Annotated in this window: 16 protein-coding genes, 1 tRNA gene and 1 pseudogene; 8 read left to right on the top strand and 10 right to left on the bottom strand. The window is 60.7% G+C overall.

The window, feature by feature from the left end; translation table 11 throughout:
- On the bottom strand, positions 1-1,485 hold the full coding sequence (guaB, locus tag AS026_RS36985) for an IMP dehydrogenase (RefSeq protein WP_018856881.1): 1,485 nt from the start codon (positions 1,483-1,485) through the stop codon (positions 1-3).
- A gap of 178 nt (positions 1,486-1,663) precedes the next feature.
- Positions 1,664-2,653 carry an MBL fold metallo-hydrolase gene (locus tag AS026_RS36980; RefSeq protein WP_025659475.1) on the bottom strand — a complete coding sequence of 330 codons (990 nt, stop codon included), beginning with the start codon at positions 2,651-2,653 and terminating at the stop codon, positions 1,664-1,666.
- Positions 2,654-2,904: 251 nt separating this feature from the next.
- Here AS026_RS36980 and AS026_RS36975 point away from each other — a divergent pair, with 251 nt between their 5' ends.
- Positions 2,905-4,329: a DHA2 family efflux MFS transporter permease subunit gene (locus AS026_RS36975; protein ID WP_025659476.1), complete on the top strand. Its 1,425-nt coding sequence runs from the start codon at positions 2,905-2,907 to the stop codon at positions 4,327-4,329.
- Between the two features lie 3 nt (positions 4,330-4,332).
- Here the strand turns inward: AS026_RS36975 and AS026_RS36970 are convergent, their stop codons facing one another.
- From AS026_RS36970 to AS026_RS36960, 3 genes are read right to left on the bottom strand one after another with little or no spacing between them, the layout of a single operon-like run.
- Entirely contained in the window at positions 4,333-4,716 is a 384-nt protein-coding gene (locus AS026_RS36970) for a VOC family protein (RefSeq protein ID WP_018856878.1), read from the bottom strand.
- A gap of 59 nt (positions 4,717-4,775) precedes the next feature.
- Entirely contained in the window at positions 4,776-5,495 is a 720-nt protein-coding gene (locus AS026_RS36965) for an RlmE family RNA methyltransferase (protein WP_018856877.1), read from the bottom strand.
- Between the two features lie 9 nt (positions 5,496-5,504).
- Complete coding sequence (locus AS026_RS36960; protein WP_025659477.1) at positions 5,505-7,040, bottom strand: Ppx/GppA phosphatase family protein; 1,536 nt, start codon at positions 7,038-7,040, stop codon at positions 5,505-5,507.
- A 256-nt stretch (positions 7,041-7,296) separates the two neighbouring features.
- Here AS026_RS36960 and AS026_RS36955 point away from each other — a divergent pair.
- The 5 genes and pseudogenes from AS026_RS36955 to AS026_RS36945 all read left to right on the top strand — a co-directional run bounded on the left by AS026_RS36955 (position 7,297) and on the right by AS026_RS36945 (position 10,023).
- A tRNA-Gln gene (locus AS026_RS36955) sits at positions 7,297-7,370 on the top strand.
- A 318-nt stretch (positions 7,371-7,688) separates the two neighbouring features.
- Positions 7,689-7,865 carry a hypothetical protein gene (locus tag AS026_RS43875; protein WP_245271653.1) on the top strand — a complete coding sequence of 59 codons (177 nt, stop codon included), beginning with the start codon at positions 7,689-7,691 and terminating at the stop codon, positions 7,863-7,865.
- 223 nt (positions 7,866-8,088) lie between these two features.
- A pseudogene (locus AS026_RS44730) lies at positions 8,089-8,187 on the top strand (LysR family transcriptional regulator); the annotation flags it as partial.
- Positions 8,188-9,194: 1,007 nt separating this feature from the next.
- Positions 9,195-9,332, top strand: coding sequence for a hypothetical protein (locus AS026_RS42170; RefSeq protein ID WP_156932686.1), 138 nt, complete (start codon positions 9,195-9,197; stop codon positions 9,330-9,332).
- A gap of 472 nt (positions 9,333-9,804) precedes the next feature.
- Positions 9,805-10,023 carry a DUF982 domain-containing protein gene (locus AS026_RS36945; RefSeq protein ID WP_025659479.1) on the top strand — a complete coding sequence of 73 codons (219 nt, stop codon included), beginning with the start codon at positions 9,805-9,807 and terminating at the stop codon, positions 10,021-10,023.
- Positions 10,024-10,165: 142 nt separating this feature from the next.
- On the opposite strand, the gene AS026_RS36940 is transcribed toward AS026_RS36945, so the two are convergent.
- From AS026_RS36940 to AS026_RS36920, 5 genes are all read right to left on the bottom strand, one after another.
- Positions 10,166-10,798: a hypothetical protein gene (locus AS026_RS36940; RefSeq protein WP_025659480.1), complete on the bottom strand. Its 633-nt coding sequence runs from the start codon at positions 10,796-10,798 to the stop codon at positions 10,166-10,168.
- 29 nt (positions 10,799-10,827) lie between these two features.
- Complete coding sequence (locus tag AS026_RS36935) at positions 10,828-12,222, bottom strand: selenium-binding family protein (RefSeq protein ID WP_062375996.1); 1,395 nt, start codon at positions 12,220-12,222, stop codon at positions 10,828-10,830.
- A gap of 233 nt (positions 12,223-12,455) precedes the next feature.
- Entirely contained in the window at positions 12,456-13,241 is a 786-nt protein-coding gene (locus AS026_RS36930) for an anti-sigma factor family protein (protein ID WP_062375992.1), read from the bottom strand.
- Positions 13,238-13,843: an RNA polymerase sigma factor gene (locus AS026_RS36925; protein ID WP_025659483.1), complete on the bottom strand. Its 606-nt coding sequence runs from the start codon at positions 13,841-13,843 to the stop codon at positions 13,238-13,240. The genes AS026_RS36930 and AS026_RS36925 overlap by 4 nt, the downstream gene beginning before the upstream one ends.
- Before the next feature lie 51 nt (positions 13,844-13,894).
- A complete protein-coding gene (locus AS026_RS36920) occupies positions 13,895-14,485 on the bottom strand; it encodes a tetratricopeptide repeat protein (protein ID WP_062375989.1) in 591 nt (196 codons plus the stop codon).
- Between the two features lie 164 nt (positions 14,486-14,649).
- Between AS026_RS36920 and AS026_RS36915 the strand changes: the two genes are divergently transcribed.
- Both AS026_RS36915 and AS026_RS36910 read left to right on the top strand, forming a co-directional pair.
- Positions 14,650-15,702, top strand: a complete 1,053-nt coding sequence (locus tag AS026_RS36915; RefSeq protein WP_018856865.1) for a type III polyketide synthase — start codon at positions 14,650-14,652, stop codon at positions 15,700-15,702.
- Positions 15,699-16,202 carry an isoprenylcysteine carboxyl methyltransferase family protein gene (locus AS026_RS36910; RefSeq protein ID WP_062375985.1) on the top strand — a complete coding sequence of 168 codons (504 nt, stop codon included), beginning with the start codon at positions 15,699-15,701 and terminating at the stop codon, positions 16,200-16,202. The genes AS026_RS36915 and AS026_RS36910 overlap by 4 nt, the downstream gene beginning before the upstream one ends.
- The last annotated feature ends 63 nt before the right edge of the window (positions 16,203-16,265 follow it).

Genomic DNA, 16,265 nt, shown 5'->3' with positions numbered 1-16,265 from the left:
TCAGCCGCCGGAGCCCGGATAGTTGGGGCTCTCGCGGGTGATCGTCACATCGTGAGGGTGGCTTTCGCGAAGGCCGGCGCCGGAGATGCGCACGAAGGTCGCGCGCTCCTGGAAGTCCTTGATGTCCTTGCCGCCGACATAACCCATGGCTGCCTTGAGGCCGCCTGCAAGCTGATGCAGGACGCCCGAAACCGGGCCCTTGTAGGGAACTTGGCCTTCGATGCCCTCGGGCACGAGCTTCAGCGTATCGCGCACTTCCGCCTGGAAGTAGCGGTCTGCCGAGCCGCGCGCCATGGCGCCGACGGAACCCATGCCGCGATAGGCTTTGAAGGAACGGCCCTGGTAGAGATAGACTTCACCCGGGCTCTCATCGGTGCCGGCGAGCAGCGAACCGATCATGACAGCGGAAGCGCCGGATGCGATCGCCTTGGCGACGTCACCCGAGAACTTGATGCCACCGTCGGCGATGACAGGGATATCCTGCGCCCGTGCTGCCTCAACCGCCGACATGATGGCTGCGAGCTGCGGAACGCCGACACCGGCGACGATGCGCGTCGTGCAGATCGAGCCCGGGCCAATACCGACCTTGACGGCATCGGCACCTGCATCGATCAGCGCCTTGGTGCCGTCAGATGTCGCGACGTTGCCGGCCATGACGCGGACGGAGTTGGATAGCTTCTTTACTCGTCCGACGGCATTGAGAACGCCCTGCGAATGACCATGCGCGGTATCGACGACGAGAAGATCGACGCCTGCCTCGATCAGGCGTTCGGCGCGCTCGAAACCATCGTCACCGACGCCGACAGCGGCAGCGGCGCGAAGGCGGCCCTGCGCATCCTTGGATGCGTTCGGGTTGAGCTGCGACTTTTCAATGTCCTTGACGGTAATGAGACCGACGCAGCGGCCTTCTCCGTCGACCACCAGCAGCTTCTCAATGCGATGCGCATGAAGCAGACGCTTGGCTTCCTGCTGGTCGACGCTTTCCTTGACCGTGACGAGATTCTCGCGCGTCATCAACTCGTAGATCTTCTGCTTCGGATCGGAGGCGAAGCGAACATCGCGGTTGGTTAGAATACCGACGAGACGGCCGGACTTTTCAACGACCGGGATGCCCGAGATGCTGTAAGTCTTCATCAGCCCGAGCGCATCGGCGAGCGTCGCGTCGGGACCGATCGTAACCGGGTTGACGACCATGCCGCTTTCGAACTTCTTGACCTGGCGGACCTGTTCGGCCTGCTCGGCCGGCGTCAGGTTCTTGTGGATCACGCCAAGGCCACCGGCCTGAGCCATGGCGATGGCAAGGCGGCTTTCCGTGACGGTGTCCATGGCCGAAGAGATGATCGGGATATTCAGCTCGAAGTCAGTGGCGATGCGCGTTGCAACGCTCGTCTGACCGGGCAGGACCTCGGAATGACCGGGCTGCAGGAGCACGTCATCGAAGGTGAGTGCATCCAAACCGGTTGGCGTTTCTATGATGCGAGCCATGGCCAATTTCCTTCAATTAAGAAAAATGCAACGCCTCCCGGAACGAATCGTCCGCACCGGCAGTGTGCAAGGGTTGCTTTGGAAGTTGGCGAGGGCTCGTAACACGTCTATGACAGGAAGTGAATAGCAAAAAGCCCGACGTGTTCGCCGGGCTTGGTATGGCTGCCATGCAGCGGTCTCACAGGTCGAACTGATAGGTCTTCGGAACGAAGCGATATCCGTCGTCGTGTGCCTCGACAAAGCCGACGGCGGGGAACGGCATGTGGTAGCCTAGGAAGGCAATCTTGTCGGCCGCGATCATGCCGAAGACCTTGCGGCGCGTTGCTGCTGCCTGCGCCTTGTCCATATCGAAACGAACCTCCCAATCCGGCTTCTGCAGCGACAGAATATAGTGATTGGCGGTGTCGCCCGTTGCCACGAGGCGCTTACCCTCGGATTCGATGTGGAAAACCATGTGGCCCTGCGTGTGGCCCGGCGCCAGCATTGCGGTGATGCCGCTTGCAACAGTGCCGCCATCGCCGATGAACGTCGCTTTCTCGGCAAGCGGCACGACGTTGGCGAGAACTGTCTTGTGACCGCCTTCGGCGGCTGTGCCTTCACGCGCTTTGTCCGTCCAGAAATCGTATTCGATCTGGCCGATGACGTAACGCGCGTTCTTGAAGGCCGGTGCGCCCCCTTCCATCAGGCCGCCAATATGATCGCCATGCAGATGGGTCAGCGCGACCAGCGTGATGTCGTCGGGCGAATAGCCGGCAGCCTTGAGCCCATCGCGAAGCAGCCCGCTGCCGCGGGCGCGACCGCCTTCGCCAAAACCCGTATCGACAAGGATGACATCCGATCCTGTGTCGATCAGCGTCGGTGCGTAAGTATTGACGAACTTGTCGGTCGGCAGGAAATTCCTCGCAAGCAGCTCCTGAACCGTTTCCGGCGTCTGGTTGGTTCCGAAGGTTTCATAGGGCTTTTCGGCAATCGTGGCGCCGTCCTTGAAGACGGTAAATTTGTAGGAGCCGAGTTTAAACTGATTGAACTGGGGCTGCGGCGTCGCATCCATCTTGGTCTTGTCTCCACTTACGGCCATAGCGGCCGTCTCTTTCAAAATCATCGGCGTCGCCAGCAGGCTGATGCCCGCAGCAAGCAAAGTGCGCCGTTTCATCCCCGGTAGTGCCATATCCCGCCTCCCAATAGCGTGCAGCATCACTGCCGCATACCCCCAAATGACCAACAGCCGCCGCGTTTGTTGCACCCGACCAAAACAAGCATATGTCAATCTTGGCCGTTGAATTTGCTGAGCAAGCGGTCTCACGCAGACGTGATGCAAACGTGCTTCGGAAGCGGAATGAAGGGTTGGCAGAGCCTGTCGCGAGGACTACAGAGCACGGGCCTCCACCGCCTTCGCAAGACCTTCAAGGCATTTCGCGTATGAACCGCATCGTTCCGCTGATCCTCGCCGTTGCTCTCTTCATGGAGCAGATGGACTCCACCGTCATATCGACCGCCCTGCCCGCCATCGCCAACGATCTCCACGTCGGGCCGATCACGCTGAAGCTGGCACTGACCTCCTACATGGTGTCGCTTGCGGTCTTCATTCCGATCAGCGGCTGGATGGCGGACCGGTTTGGCGCCAAGCGCATTTTCCGCCTGGCTATCTGCGTCTTCGTCGTCGGGTCGATCTTCTGCGCAATCTCGTCCGGCCTGATCGAGTTCGTCATTGCGCGCTTCCTGCAGGGCATGGGCGGGGCGATGATGACGCCGGTTGGCCGCCTTGTGCTTCTGCGAACGACGAAGCGAAGCGAGCTTGTCTCGGCGATGGCCTTGCTGACCATCCCGGCGCTCGTCGGACCGTTGGCCGGACCGCCGTTAGGCGGCTTCATCACCACCTATTTCACCTGGCACTGGATCTTCCTGATCAACGTGCCGGTCGGCATTGTCGGCGTCTGGCTGGCAACGATCTTCCTGCCGGAGGTTGAGGCGACGGCGCCGCCGAAGCTGGATTTCACCGGCTTTTTGCTGACATCGTTTTCGGCCGCCGGCGTCGTCTTCGGCCTTTCCGTCGTCAGCCTCCCGGCCTTGCCGCCCGTTATCGGCATCATGGCGACGGCAATCGGCCTCGTCTGCGGTTTTCTCTATGTGCGCCATGCCAAACGGCATCCAGCGCCGATCCTCAATCTGAACCTCTTCCGCAATCCGACGTTCCGCGCATCGACAACCGGCGGCACGCTGTTTCGCATCTGTATCGGCGCCATGCCCTTCCTGACGCCGCTGATGCTGCAGCTCGGCTTCGGCCTGACGCCGTTCCAATCGGGTCTCATCACTTTTGCCGGCGCGATCGGGGCGATCACGACCAAGTTCATGGCGCGTCGCGTTTTCGCGGCTGCCGGCTTCCGCACCACACTGCTTTCGGCAGCAGGGGTGACGACCGTGGTTACGGTCGCGACCGGCTTCTTCACGCCACAGACGCCACATCTCGTCATCATCGCCATTCTTTTGGTCGGCGGCTTCTCGCGCTCGTTCTTCTTTACCGGCGTCAATGCGCTGGCCTTTGCCGACATCGACGATGCACAGGCGAGCCAGGCAACGTCGATGAGCTCGGTGATGCAGCAGATCAGCCTGGCGCTTGGCGTCGCGGTTGCCGCAGCAATCCTTGAAACATCGATCTATTTCCGCGGCGAGGCGCTGCAGGTGGCCGACTTCCACGTCGCCTTCTACGTGATCGCGATCCTGACTGTCGTGGCGACCATCCCGTTCATCCGAATGGACAGGAGCGCCGGCGCGCTTGTTTCCGGCCACCGTGCGAAGCGCATCACCCCGGCGACGATCGAGGCGGAACAACAGGCCGTGAAGTAAGGCCTATTCCGGAGTCTCGCAGACGGCGCTCAGCTTGTTGCCATCCGGATCGCGCACATAGGCGGCATAGAAATTGGCATGGAACGGCCGCAATCCGGGGGCGCCTTCGTCAACGCCGCCCGCGGCAAGGGCTGCGGCATGAAACGCATCGACGTCCGCACGGCGCTCGGCATGAAGCGCGACCATCGAGCCGTTGCCAGTTGATGCCCGCCTGCGGTTGAACGGGGTTACGATCCAGAGCCGGCATCGGGTGTCGCCATCTGCGGCGTAGCCGATTTCCTCTTCGGAGTAGCGCTGGCGGCGATAGCCGAGCAGCGGCAGCACGATATCGTAAAACCGCCGCGCTTCATCAATGTCGTTGGTTCCGAGGGTGACGTATAGGAGCATGGTACCCGGGCATTCCAAGTCTTGGGAGATCGGATCATCACCCGAGACCAGCCCAAAGATCAAGCTTCGGTGACATCGGGCTCCATCTGGCGGCCCTTGAAGCCTTTCGCCAGCAGGAACATCTCCACAGATTCGGCCCGCGACGACGGCGGCTTGACGTGGACAACCTGCTTGAAATGCCGCTTCAGCATGTTGAGAAGATCGCGTTCGGTGCCTCCCTGGAAGGTCTTTGCCAGGAAGTGGCCACCCTCCCCCAGCACTTCGATGGCAAAGTGTGCCGCCACTTCGCAGAGATGCATGGTGCGCAAATGGTCGGTACGGTGGTGGCCGGTCGTGGGGGCTGCCATGTCCGAGATCACCAGATCAGGCGTGCCGCCGACGGCCTCGATCAACTGTGCCGGCGCTGACGGATCGAGGAAGTCCAGCTGCAGGATCTTCACGCCCGGCAGCTGATCCATCTCCAGGAAGTCGATCGCCGCCACACGGATATCCTCATCCGTCGAGCCCGTGACCTTGGCAGCGATCTGCGACCAGCTTCCCGGTGCGGCACCCAGATCGATGATGCGGCGGGCGCCCTTCAGGATGCCGTGCTTCTCGTCGATCTCGAGCAGCTTGAAGGCGGCACGAGCGCGATAGCCCTCGAGCTGGGCGCGCTGCACATAGGGATCGTTGATGTGGCGCTGCAGCCATTGCCGCGACGACGCCTTCATCTTCTTGTTCTTGACGCGCTGGCCGAGTTTGCGGCCGGTGCGGCTACCCGCAATCGTTGGCTTCGCCATGCTTGTCCCCTATTTGCCGCGCTGGCCGCGGCGGTTGCGGTGGCGCCGCCAGACGCCGTCGTCCGCCATCATGTCCGTGAGCAGGCCTTCCCTCAAGCCGCGATCGGCAACCCGCATGCGCGGGCTCGGCCAGCGGCGGCGGATCGCCTCCAGAATCGCGCAGCCGGCGAGCACCAGATCGGCGCGATCCGGTCCGATACAGGGATTGGCGGCCCGGCTTGCGAAATCCCACGACAGCAGCTTTGCCTGCATCGCCGAGACCTCGTCGTCCGAAAGCCAGATGCCGTCGACCTTGCGGCGGTCGTAGCGCGGCAGGTCGAGGTGGACGCCTGCAAGCGTCGTCACCGTTCCCGAGGTGCCGATGAGATGGAAATCATCCGCGTGACCGATGTCGATCGCAGGGCAATCGAAGTTGTCGAGCATGCCCGCCACTTCCACCACCATGCCCTCGAAAACATCCGGGGTGACATCGCGCCCGCCATGACGCTCCGATAGCGTGACGACGCCGACGGGAAGCGAGGTCCAGTGGGTGATGTGGTTTGCGAGGCGATTGAAGCGGTTGTCGCCGATACGAATGACCGCGATTTCGGAGGAGCCGCCGCCGATATCGAAGAGGACAACGGAGCGGGTCTCGCGTCCGACGAGCGACGAGCAGCCCGAGACGGCAAGCCGCGCTTCGGTCTCCCGATCGATAATCTCGAGTTCGAGGCCGGTCTCGGCAATGACGCGTTCGAGGAACACGGCCCCGTTGCTCGCCTGCCGGCAGGCCTCGGTCGCGATCAGCCGCATACGGCGGATTTCGCGGCTCTTCAGCTTGGAGGCGCAGACGCGGAGCGCATCGACGGCGCGATCCATCGCATCGTCGGAGAGGCGGCCGCTTGCCGCCAGTCCCTCGCCCAAGCGTACGATCCGGGAGAAGGCGTCGACAACGCGAAACTGACCCGGCCGCGTCGGTTGCGCGATCAGAAGACGGCAATTGTTGGTGCCGAGATCGAGAGCGGCGTAAAGCTCATCCGGCCACGGATATTCGTGGCTGCGCTGCCCTCCTTCGGACGGGCGCGCCCCACGATTATCGTTCTGGCCGGTTCGCAATTCGGCTGCCCCCGCCCGCCCGGCGGGCGCTGGCTGCTGCGGCTGGGCCGGACGTCCGGTCGGCTTTTCATGGACCAGTGGGCGTCCCTGGAGGCCGCGCTTGCCGCGATGCTTGCGGCGATTGCGGCGACTCGGCACCGATTCGCCGTCTCCGCGAACAGCGTGCGTCGCGCTTAGGGCGTTTTCGTTGCTTGCCTGATGCTGTTGAACCGCTTCGCCTGGAGCGCCTGCCCCGCGACGGCGACGCTTGCGCTTGCGCGCGACATTGTCGGCTTCAATTGGGCGCGCCGCCTCTCCGGCATCGCCGGACAGGACATGCTGAGCGGACTGGTTCGCATTGCGGGATTGCCCGCCACGCTTGCCCTTGCGGCGCCTGGATTTCTTGCCATCCCTGCGCCCTGCCGCCGACGCCCCGTTACCTTGCGGCCTTTGGCCGCGTTCGGGGTCTTCCACGTTCTTTTTCCATCGCGCCGCGCAAGTCCAAAAGGTATGCAGCAGGCGCTCATTCGATTTTGCGTTGGCGCGAAGATACCAGCGCATGGCGAAATCACCAAATTCTTTTTGGCGTTAGCGAAATAGGTCCTCTCTTCGAGCTCAAAAGCCAGCGTAAAACCCCTGTTCATTTTTTTCGAAACAGGTATTTGCAATCCGCCAGCTTTTGTTTATAAGCGCCGCACACCAGCGGAGCCGCTTCGAGCGCCGCACCTGCTGGGGAATAGTTCAATGGTAGAACAGCGGACTCTGACTCCGTCGATCTTGGTTCGAATCCAGGTTCCCCAGCCAATTCTCCCTAAATCACCTTAATTCCTTGATTTTCCGGTCCTGCCGGATATCGTTTTGGCATCATGCGCGACCTGATGCCCAGAACTGTAGCACACAGGTGATGCCTGCCTAATGAGCGCGGGGGCGTCGCAGTGGCAGGCAAGGGCAACTATCCCATGGCGGTCCGCCACGACGTCCACAACCTTATTCGCCGCGGCAACATCTTTTACCGGCGGGCGCGTGTTCCCAGTTCTTTCACGCGATGCCAGCCGGGCAGCCGGCTTTCATTGTTCGGACCATAAAAAGGCTCAAGCAGTCGGTCGGAAGCTCAACACGCTCATGGCCGAGCTGAAGATGAACTCGAAGGAACCGATGTCCAAGGCGCAGCTCCAAAAGCTTTGCGAACATGAACGCGACGTGATGCGCTTGCATCTTGAAGACGTCTCGATCGCCGCAAGACGCAACGGCCGTCCCGCCGACATCGAAGTGCTGGAGCTCCATCTGGAGAATGGCTGAGCTGACAAGCTGCTCGCGGCTCGACAACGGGGTATCTGCATCTCATACCTTTGCGATCAGATCGAACTATCTAGAGCTGCTCCATGAGGCGAACACTCGCGGCTTCCAGGATGGCATCCGAATGCTGATGCACCGGTCTGCAGCCGGTCGGCGCCCGTTCGTTTCGACCCGTCTCTGCCTTTCCTTCTATCCGCCATCAGCGATCATTACGTATGAAAGCCCGACCACGCTTGGCCGGCGCCGAATTCTCGATATCGCTGTTGCCCCGGCGATCGGTGCCGCCGCAGTTGCACCGTTCCTTGACGACGCGCTCAGCAAGCTTTCCTACTCCGCCAAGGTCGGTCATGACCTGTCGTAGGACCTGCGCGCAGGGTTCGTCTTTCGCAGTGAGCCTCAAGACGTCGACCAGCGGAGCAGCCAACAAAAAAGGCCGGGGCGAAACCGCACCGACCTTCCTCACATCGCTACTCATACCAGTGCCAGTACATCCGTGGTCAAAAGTAGAAAGCGATTGCGGCAAATTGCGAGCGGCAGACATATTCCAGCGCTCATCAGCAATGCCGATGAAAGGCATATAGGCACTCGCTGCACGAAACGCAAGCGCAATTTTTGGTTTTATTCTCGAAGTCTGATAAAAACAAAAATTGCACGAATTGCGTTGCATCCGGAGCCACGCTCAGGCATGCTCGCTTCTTCAGCAGCCAATGTCACGGGCGCTGCTGCATCAGGGGCTCAGAGCCCTCGCCCCAAATTGAAGGAGGACCGAAGTGTCTTCCGAATTCGGCTATGTCTTACATTCCAGGGACCTTACTATGCTGCAAGGCATCTTGGATGCGGCTGGATACAGTGCTGCCAGTAGTGTTGCTCATCCTGAGCGATACAACATCGCAACCAAGCTACTTTTCGAACGTTTCCAACATGGGATGACCTCCCCCGACGACCTATCCAGGGAACTGGAAAGGCATTTTGGCCGGGTGACTTCGGCAATATCTCCACCAAGCTTCGAGCGGACACGCGCCTCCATTCAGGGACGGCCTCCCCGGTAGAAATTTCCTGGAGCTGTAGGACTCTCCGCCTTCCCGATGTAGCAGGCCCTTGGAACAACGCGTCAAGGCGGGGATTGAGGGAGTGGATCGCACGGGTGAGGAATGTTTCTCCCTCATGTCTTACGCTGGCTAACTGTGTGATCCACTATTCTCGAATGTGGAATCGGAGACCCTGTGTCGGTACCGAGCTGGCTAGTCTTAGTCGTTGTGAACGCAACCGCGTGCTGCATCCTGTTGCATCTCCAGAAGAAGACTTTGACATGCTTTTTTGCGAATTGGCCTGGTGACGAACGACCGCGCCTTCTTCTCGGCAATGCAGGCCTACGCTGGTACGATGACGGAAACAGTCACTCAGGGAGACGCGCAGTCCGCATTTCTCGCAGCGGCTCTTGACGCAGAGGCAGTGTTCCGGATGGCCTAACTCCTTACTGTGAGGATGGTCGTGTCTTAGCCATGAAGATCCCGAGATCACTGATCTCCATCACGTTGTTGTTTAGACCAAGAAGCGTGCCGCCCGCGCTTTGGTTTCGCCGTCGGTGGGGCGCGCAAGCCTCACGTTCCAGACGGAGGAGCTTCAGCCGCTCCGTCTTCTTGGAAGCCCAAGAAGGAAAAGGCGGCCGCCGACAAAGGCGGCCCGCCCATTTTAAGTTCTCAGCCGAAGGCCAGCCAAAGCGCCCCAAAGAAGAATTGAGGTTCGGAAGGGCGATCGGCATCTGTATCGGTCGCCTTATCGTCGCCCAAGAAACACCGATCACCGTTCCTGTTTGAGGCACTTGGCGACCTGCCATCCATTTCTTCCCTTTGATTGCCTGCTGCGAATACCCATCTATCTGAAGGCGGAACGAGTACTCGATGGCGCCGATAACGGACCCTCACATGATTGGAGTGTGGCCATGCTGGTACACCGATGGGAAACACCTCTCGTGCTGGGAGACAACCGCATTCGTATTGTCGTCGGCTCCCCGGAGGAGGCATTGACCTGGCTCGTCCATGAACCGAACCAGAGTGCGGCCAAGTGGCAACGAGCCTGGAAGGCCTGCCGAGCGGTCGTTGAAGGTCGGATGAAAACGGAAGACGCCAAGTCCGCCGTTCAGCTCGCGGCCACGCGCTAAGTCGTTCGAGTGCACCAATTTCGGTGATCCGGTCCTCAGGCGGCTGCCGGGTCGAGGTCTTGGCTGCTGCCTCTGCTTGATACAAGCTGGACGGCTGCGCGTTTGGTCCTTACTGGTGCGCGTGTGCCAGCTCTACTCGCCTTCACCTGATGATCAGCAGCCCGACACCGGTGGCGAACAGAACCCCCGTCCACAGCAAGTCGACGTTGATCCAGGCACTGCGCAATATTTCGAGCCCGACCCAGCGATAAACCGTCAGCGCAATGAGGCTTGTGACCGCCAACATTGCGAGCGTGTGGACGCCGACTGCGGCAATCGCCATGGCGGCGGAACCGGCGCCGCCAACATTCGGCAATGGCGGCTGGGTCAGACAGAGGGGCATCAGGGCGGGCAGGATCATGAGGCCGGCGCCATGGGCCGTGGCCATCAGGAACGACCAGAGCACAAGGCCGGCGAGTCCCGTCCGCAAGCCGACGCGAACGCGGCGACTGTGCCCGAAGACTTGATGGCAGATCGCCCAGGCAACGAGCGTCACGCCGGTGGCCATGCGCACAGCATCCTGGTTCACGAAAAGGCCGGCGGCGACTACAGCTCCCGCCACCAACGCGATGGAGACAGCATGCCCGAGGGCAATGGCGGGTACGGCCTGAACCACCGCCGTAAAACTCTGCCGGTGAACGCCGAGCGCAACGGCAAACAGCCACCCCATCGCGGGATTGAGACCGTGAAAGGCGCCCAGTCCCGCCAGCAGCATCCAGGGCCAGAGCTCGTTCATCGGCGCCTCGTTTGCCTGATGTCGTTTCCCTAGGGATAACAATAGGAATCCGACGAGCAGTCTCCACCTTGCAGGCGGACCTGATGCGGACGGTGTGACTTGGGCCATTCGACGAAGAATTTCTCGTCGAAGGCAATGCCACCTTCCGGCTTCGCATCGAGCTTCACCATCCAGCCCGTTATGCCATCGGGATAGAACTGCTCATCGATCGCCCCGTAAAGCGAGTTGGTGAAGTAGATGCGACGACCATCGCGGCTGATCTCGACCATCTGCGGGCCCCCGTTCAGCGCGCCATTCTTGGCCCCTGGGTGCGACGCACGCGAAACGATACCGCCAATGCGGACCTTGCCGGTCAGCTTCGGTTTGAACGGATCTGATACATCGTACTGAAGGAGATCGCCGGTTCCCCAGCAGGACACGTAGAGAAATCTGTCATCCATCGAGAGATCGATGTCGGTGACAAGCGGCGGCACGGCCTTGAAACCTTTGAGCATTGGCGGGAGTTGGTCGGCATCGGCGGGCTCCGCCGGAATGTCGATCACCTTTGTCACCCCCCATTTTTCACCGTCACGGTGCCAGACCCAAATCGAGGAGGAGAGATCCTCTAGGCTGAGCACGCAGTTGACAAAGCCATAGGCTTTCGTCGGGTCGTGCGCGGGCCTGAGCTCGAATACGAGCTGGTACTTGTCGCCGAAATCGATCGTCTGCAGGTGCTTGCGCGTGTGCAGATCCCAGAAATGCAGACGGCGTCCGTATTTCGCGCCGAGCAGGATGTCGGGGACGAGCCCGTTTTCGAAGGTATCGGGCGTGCCCCACTCGCTGGTAACGAGCGTGTCGTGGCCAAGGTGCCACCATACGTCATAGGAGAGCTGTTGCTCTCCCCGATCTATCTCCCACTGTCCGCGGACCTCGAAAGTCCTGTGATCAATCAGAAAAATCCCGCCTGGGGCCTTGCCTTCGGCATTGCCCAACGCGGCCACATAGATGCCCTCGGGGCCGCAATGGATGGTGTGCGGCCGGGAATAGCCGGCTCGTTCGGCCACGTCCGCGGGCTCAATCACCTTGACGATCTGAGGATTTTTGCCGTCCGGCTTGGTGTCGATGATATGGATTCGGGAAGATTTCAGTCCCGGCACGACCAGATAGCGGCGTTCAGCGTGCGGGTGCGGCGCGTTCGGGCACAGACAGGACGAACAGGCATTCCAGCCGAAATGATGCAGTTCGTCACCGACATTAGGCATCGCGAGCTTGTTTATGATCTGCCCGTAACTGGCCGATGTCGGATCGACATCGACGACGGCAAGTTCATCGGGAACCGCTCGCGTTGGATCGAAGGCGACGACATAGGCAAACGTCTCGGGCGCCGCCTTCATGGCCATGCGTGGCGACGGATAAAAGCTCGGATCAGGTTTCCACGTTTCCATGTGAATTGCTCCTGGCTAGCGTGTGCTGAACAGTGAAAAATGCTCGCTAAATGCTTGCCGACAGCCGACTCACGCTGCGGATGGGGCGGGTCCAAGGACGTTCAAGGGATACCAATTCGAACCGGCCACGCGAGCCGTAGAGGTCATCCTCCCCACGCAACTATCTCAAAAAATCGCGGGATTGGGCAGTCCTTTTTTTCATAGCCGCTCTCGCCGCCACTCCGCCTCAGACCTCATGCAGTCCTTTTGCGGACATCCTCCGCCAGTTCCTGCATCCGGTCGATCGGAATGCGTCCAATCAGCATGAAGGCGTGCGTTTCGTTCGACCAGTAGACGACATTCATGCCGCGTCGGCCTTCGACGTCGGGATCCTGCTTTCCGACGTCCGAGCGAACGATGCAGAGTGCCAGCGGCCCCGTCTCCGGGTCCAGATAGGCAATCTGTGCGAGCGGCTTTTCGTCGTATTGCAGCAATTGGGCGCGCTTGAACTCGATGCCGGGCAGCGACACCGCTTCGGGTGACAGGGAGATGCCAAGTTTGTCGACGAGCCTGGCGAGCTGGGCTGCCTGCGCTTCGCCTGACGGCGACGGGCCGGCCAGGGTATCGACAGTATAGAGGGCGAGGTATTCGGCAACGACGGCGCGCCATTCGCTTCTTTCATCCGGAGCATCAACGCGATTGCGGATGCTGATGAAGGCCCGGTCAGCCACAATTCCGGCGACGAGGCAGGCTGCAAGCGAACCGAGGAAACCGCGGCGACCGAAGCGTTCGGGAGCCGGCTTCGCGTCGGCCGGCGTGCCGAGCAAGGTGTCGAGCCTTGCCTTCGGAGCTTCGGCAAGCAGCGGCTCGAAGGCTTGCTTGAAGGGGAGACTGCTCCGCGACAGCAACTCCAGCCTCGCGGCCGCACGCGCGTTCGAGTCGAGAAGCGCCTCGATGCGCGAGACCTCCGTATCCGACAGCTCACCGTCGATATAGGCCGTCAACTCCTCATCGGAGAGGATTTGGTTCTTGTCGTTCATGTAACCCCCTCTCCCGAGACACTGGCGGCTATCTTGGCGCGCGCGGCGGCAAGGCGGCTCATCACGGTGCCGATCGGGATATCCAGTACGCTTGCGACCTCCTTGTAGGAAAGACCTTCCACATAGGCGAGAAAGACCGCTGCACGCTGCGCATCCGGCAGCGCATTGACCAGCCGCAGAACCTGGTTTGCCATGAGATGGGTTTCCGCGTCGCGGGCGCCATCGACAACAAGGGCCTCGTCTGCATCGACGAAGCCCTGACCGAGGCGCACGCGTTGCGACCGGATCTCGTTCAACCAAATGGAATGAAGGATGGAGAACAGCCAGCGGTCCAGCCGCGTTCCCGTCTCGAACTGCTCGACGCGCTCCAGAGCGCGAACACAGGTCTGTTGCACGAGATCGTCGGCAACGTCGCGGCGATGCGAGAGCACAAGGCCATAGCGCCACAGCCGCAGCAGATTGTCCGCCAGGCCACTTTTGATATCGGCTTCGCTTGCGATGAGAGCCTCCGCCACGATTTTTCCTTCCAAAGCCGCCGGTTGCACCGACGGCTCTGGTACTGCGCGACTATAGGCAGGAAATGTGGTGTACGCGACCGGCATTGGAAGGTTCCTATTCAACCGTGGTTGCGCATTCCCGCTGTTCTTCAATGGTCAAGGCTTGAGGATCGCTTCGTTCAGATCGCGATACGCCTCGCAATCGGTGCCGCAGATCGTTTTGATTGTTTCCAGCTGCTCCTTGGCAAGATCGAGCCGACCCTTGATGACGTAGGCTTCGCCGAGATATTCACGAACCTGCGCGTATTTGGGATCAAGCTCAACGGACTTCAGGTAGTAGGAAATGCCTTCATCCGTGCGGCCGAGCTTGCGGGTGGCGTAGCCGCGATAGTTCAGAGCCTCGGCGGTATTCGGATCCTTCAGCGTATCGAGCATGGCAAGCGCTTCTTCATAGCGTCCGGCCTTTGCCAGCGAATAGGCGTAGTCCGTGCGGTTTTCTTCCGTCACGTTGGCGCTGCTCTGTTTGACGCACCTCTTCGTCCTCTTGTCGTACATCTGGCCCTTCTTGCAGGTCGGCATGGTGCTTTCGCTGCTCCTACCTCCGGAGCCGCTGGACCCGCTGGATCCGCTACTGCTGCCGCCGCTGCTGCTGCCGCCGTTAATCGAAAATGCGGGCGTGGAGAGTGCAAACGCGGCAATGCAGCCGCCGACCAGGATGGAAGCAATACGAACAGTCGCGATCGTCATGGGATATCTCCTACGAAAATGACGTTGGCGGCGAATGAACACCGTTGACTGGCACTTTATTCGATTGCGTGTTCTTCTTTTTTGCACCTTGCGATCTCGGTGCGGGCGAATAAATGCGGGCCTGACGTGTTAGCCGCTCACGCGCCGGGCAAAAGGAGCATCCCGTGAGTGATACCGTAAAACTGTTGAGTCTTGCCGTCGCGACGCCGGAGCACGTCATCACGCAAAAGGAGGCGGCGGAAACCTCTGCGCGCCTGTTTTCGTCCCGCTTCAAGGATTTTTCGCATTTGGCAAGCGTCTTCGAGAATGCCGGCATCAAGAGACGTTATGCCGCCCGTCCGCTGGAATGGTTCATCGAGCCGCACGGTTGGCAAGACAGAATGGAGGCTTATGGCGAAGTCGCGCGCAGCCTGTTTTTCGAGACGGCCACCCATGCACTCAAGCAGGCCGGTCTAAAGGGATGCGACGTCGACTGCATCGTCACCATCTCGTCCACGGGCATTGCTACACCGAGCCTCGATGCACAGCTCGCAGAGAAAATGGGCTTCCGCTCGGACATCGAACGCGTTCCCGTTTTCGGACTCGGCTGCGCAGCAGGTGTTTCCGGGTTCGCCATCGCCTCGCGATTTGCCCGCGATCGGCCGGGCGCAACGGTGCTTTTCGTGGCAATAGAACTTTGCACTCTGGCTTTCCGGCTGGACGAGCTGACGCGCGCAAACATCATCGCCACGGCACTTTTCGGCGATGGCGCGGCCGCCTGCATTCTCCGGGCGGGGCGAGAGGGTAAGGCCGAAGTCGAGTCGACGGGGGAGCATCTTTTCCCCGATACGCTCGGTATCATGGGCTGGAAGATCGACGACACCGGCTTCGGCGTGGTTCTCGCTCAATCGCTACCGCCCTTTGCCGAGACGGAACTCGGCCCGGCCGTCGACGGGATATTGGCGAGAAACGGTCTCTCTCGTCGCGATATAGGTCGCTTCATCTGCCATCCCGGCGGCGCGAGGGTGCTTATGGCCCTGGAGAGCGCGCTGTCGCTAGAATCGGGAACCCTGGATCACGAGCGCGCGGTGCTTGCGGAATACGGAAACATGTCCTCGCCGACGATCCTCTTCGTGCTGGAGCGCGCCTTGAAGGAGGGATTGCCGGAACGCAGCGCGATGGTCGCCCTAGGACCGGGTTTCTCCGCCAGCTGCGTGACCTTGAAGAGAGCGGCATGATGTGGCTCTCCCTTGCATTGCTCGCCTTCGTGACCGCACAGCGCCTCGCGGAACTCGCCCTTGCCCGCCACAATACGCGGGTGCTTCTAAACAGCGGCGCGAAAGAGGTCGCGCCGCAGCACTATCCTTTCATGGTAGCTCTGCACGGCTGTTGGATCGCCGGATTGTGGCTGCTGGCGATCGGTCGTCCGGTCGACGCAATCTGGTTTGCCGTCTTCATGGTTTTGCAGGCTGGCCGGCTCTGGGTCATCGGCACGCTCAAGGGGCGGTGGACAACACGCATCATCGTTCTCCCGGGCGCTCCGCTCGTCAGCAGCGGACCCTACCGATTCATGGCTCATCCGAACTATGTCATCGTGGCTGGCGAAATCGCCGTCCTTCCGCTTGCCTTCGGGATGCCCCTCTACGCGGCGACATTTTCAGTGCTGAACGCGGCCGTACTTTACGTCCGCATCAAAGCCGAAAAACAGGCACTCAGAACGACAATGTTTTTGAAATAAAACGACATTTTTCGTTTGCGTGCAGCCTGCCGTAGTTGCATTTTCATTGCTTGGAATAGCTGG

Origin of the sequence: Rhizobium altiplani (assembly GCF_001542405.1) — a bacterium.
Lineage (GTDB): Bacteria > Pseudomonadota > Alphaproteobacteria > Rhizobiales > Rhizobiaceae > Rhizobium > Rhizobium altiplani.
Note: the sequence above shows the minus strand (reverse complement) of the source record. Positions and strands in the feature narration are given on the sequence as shown.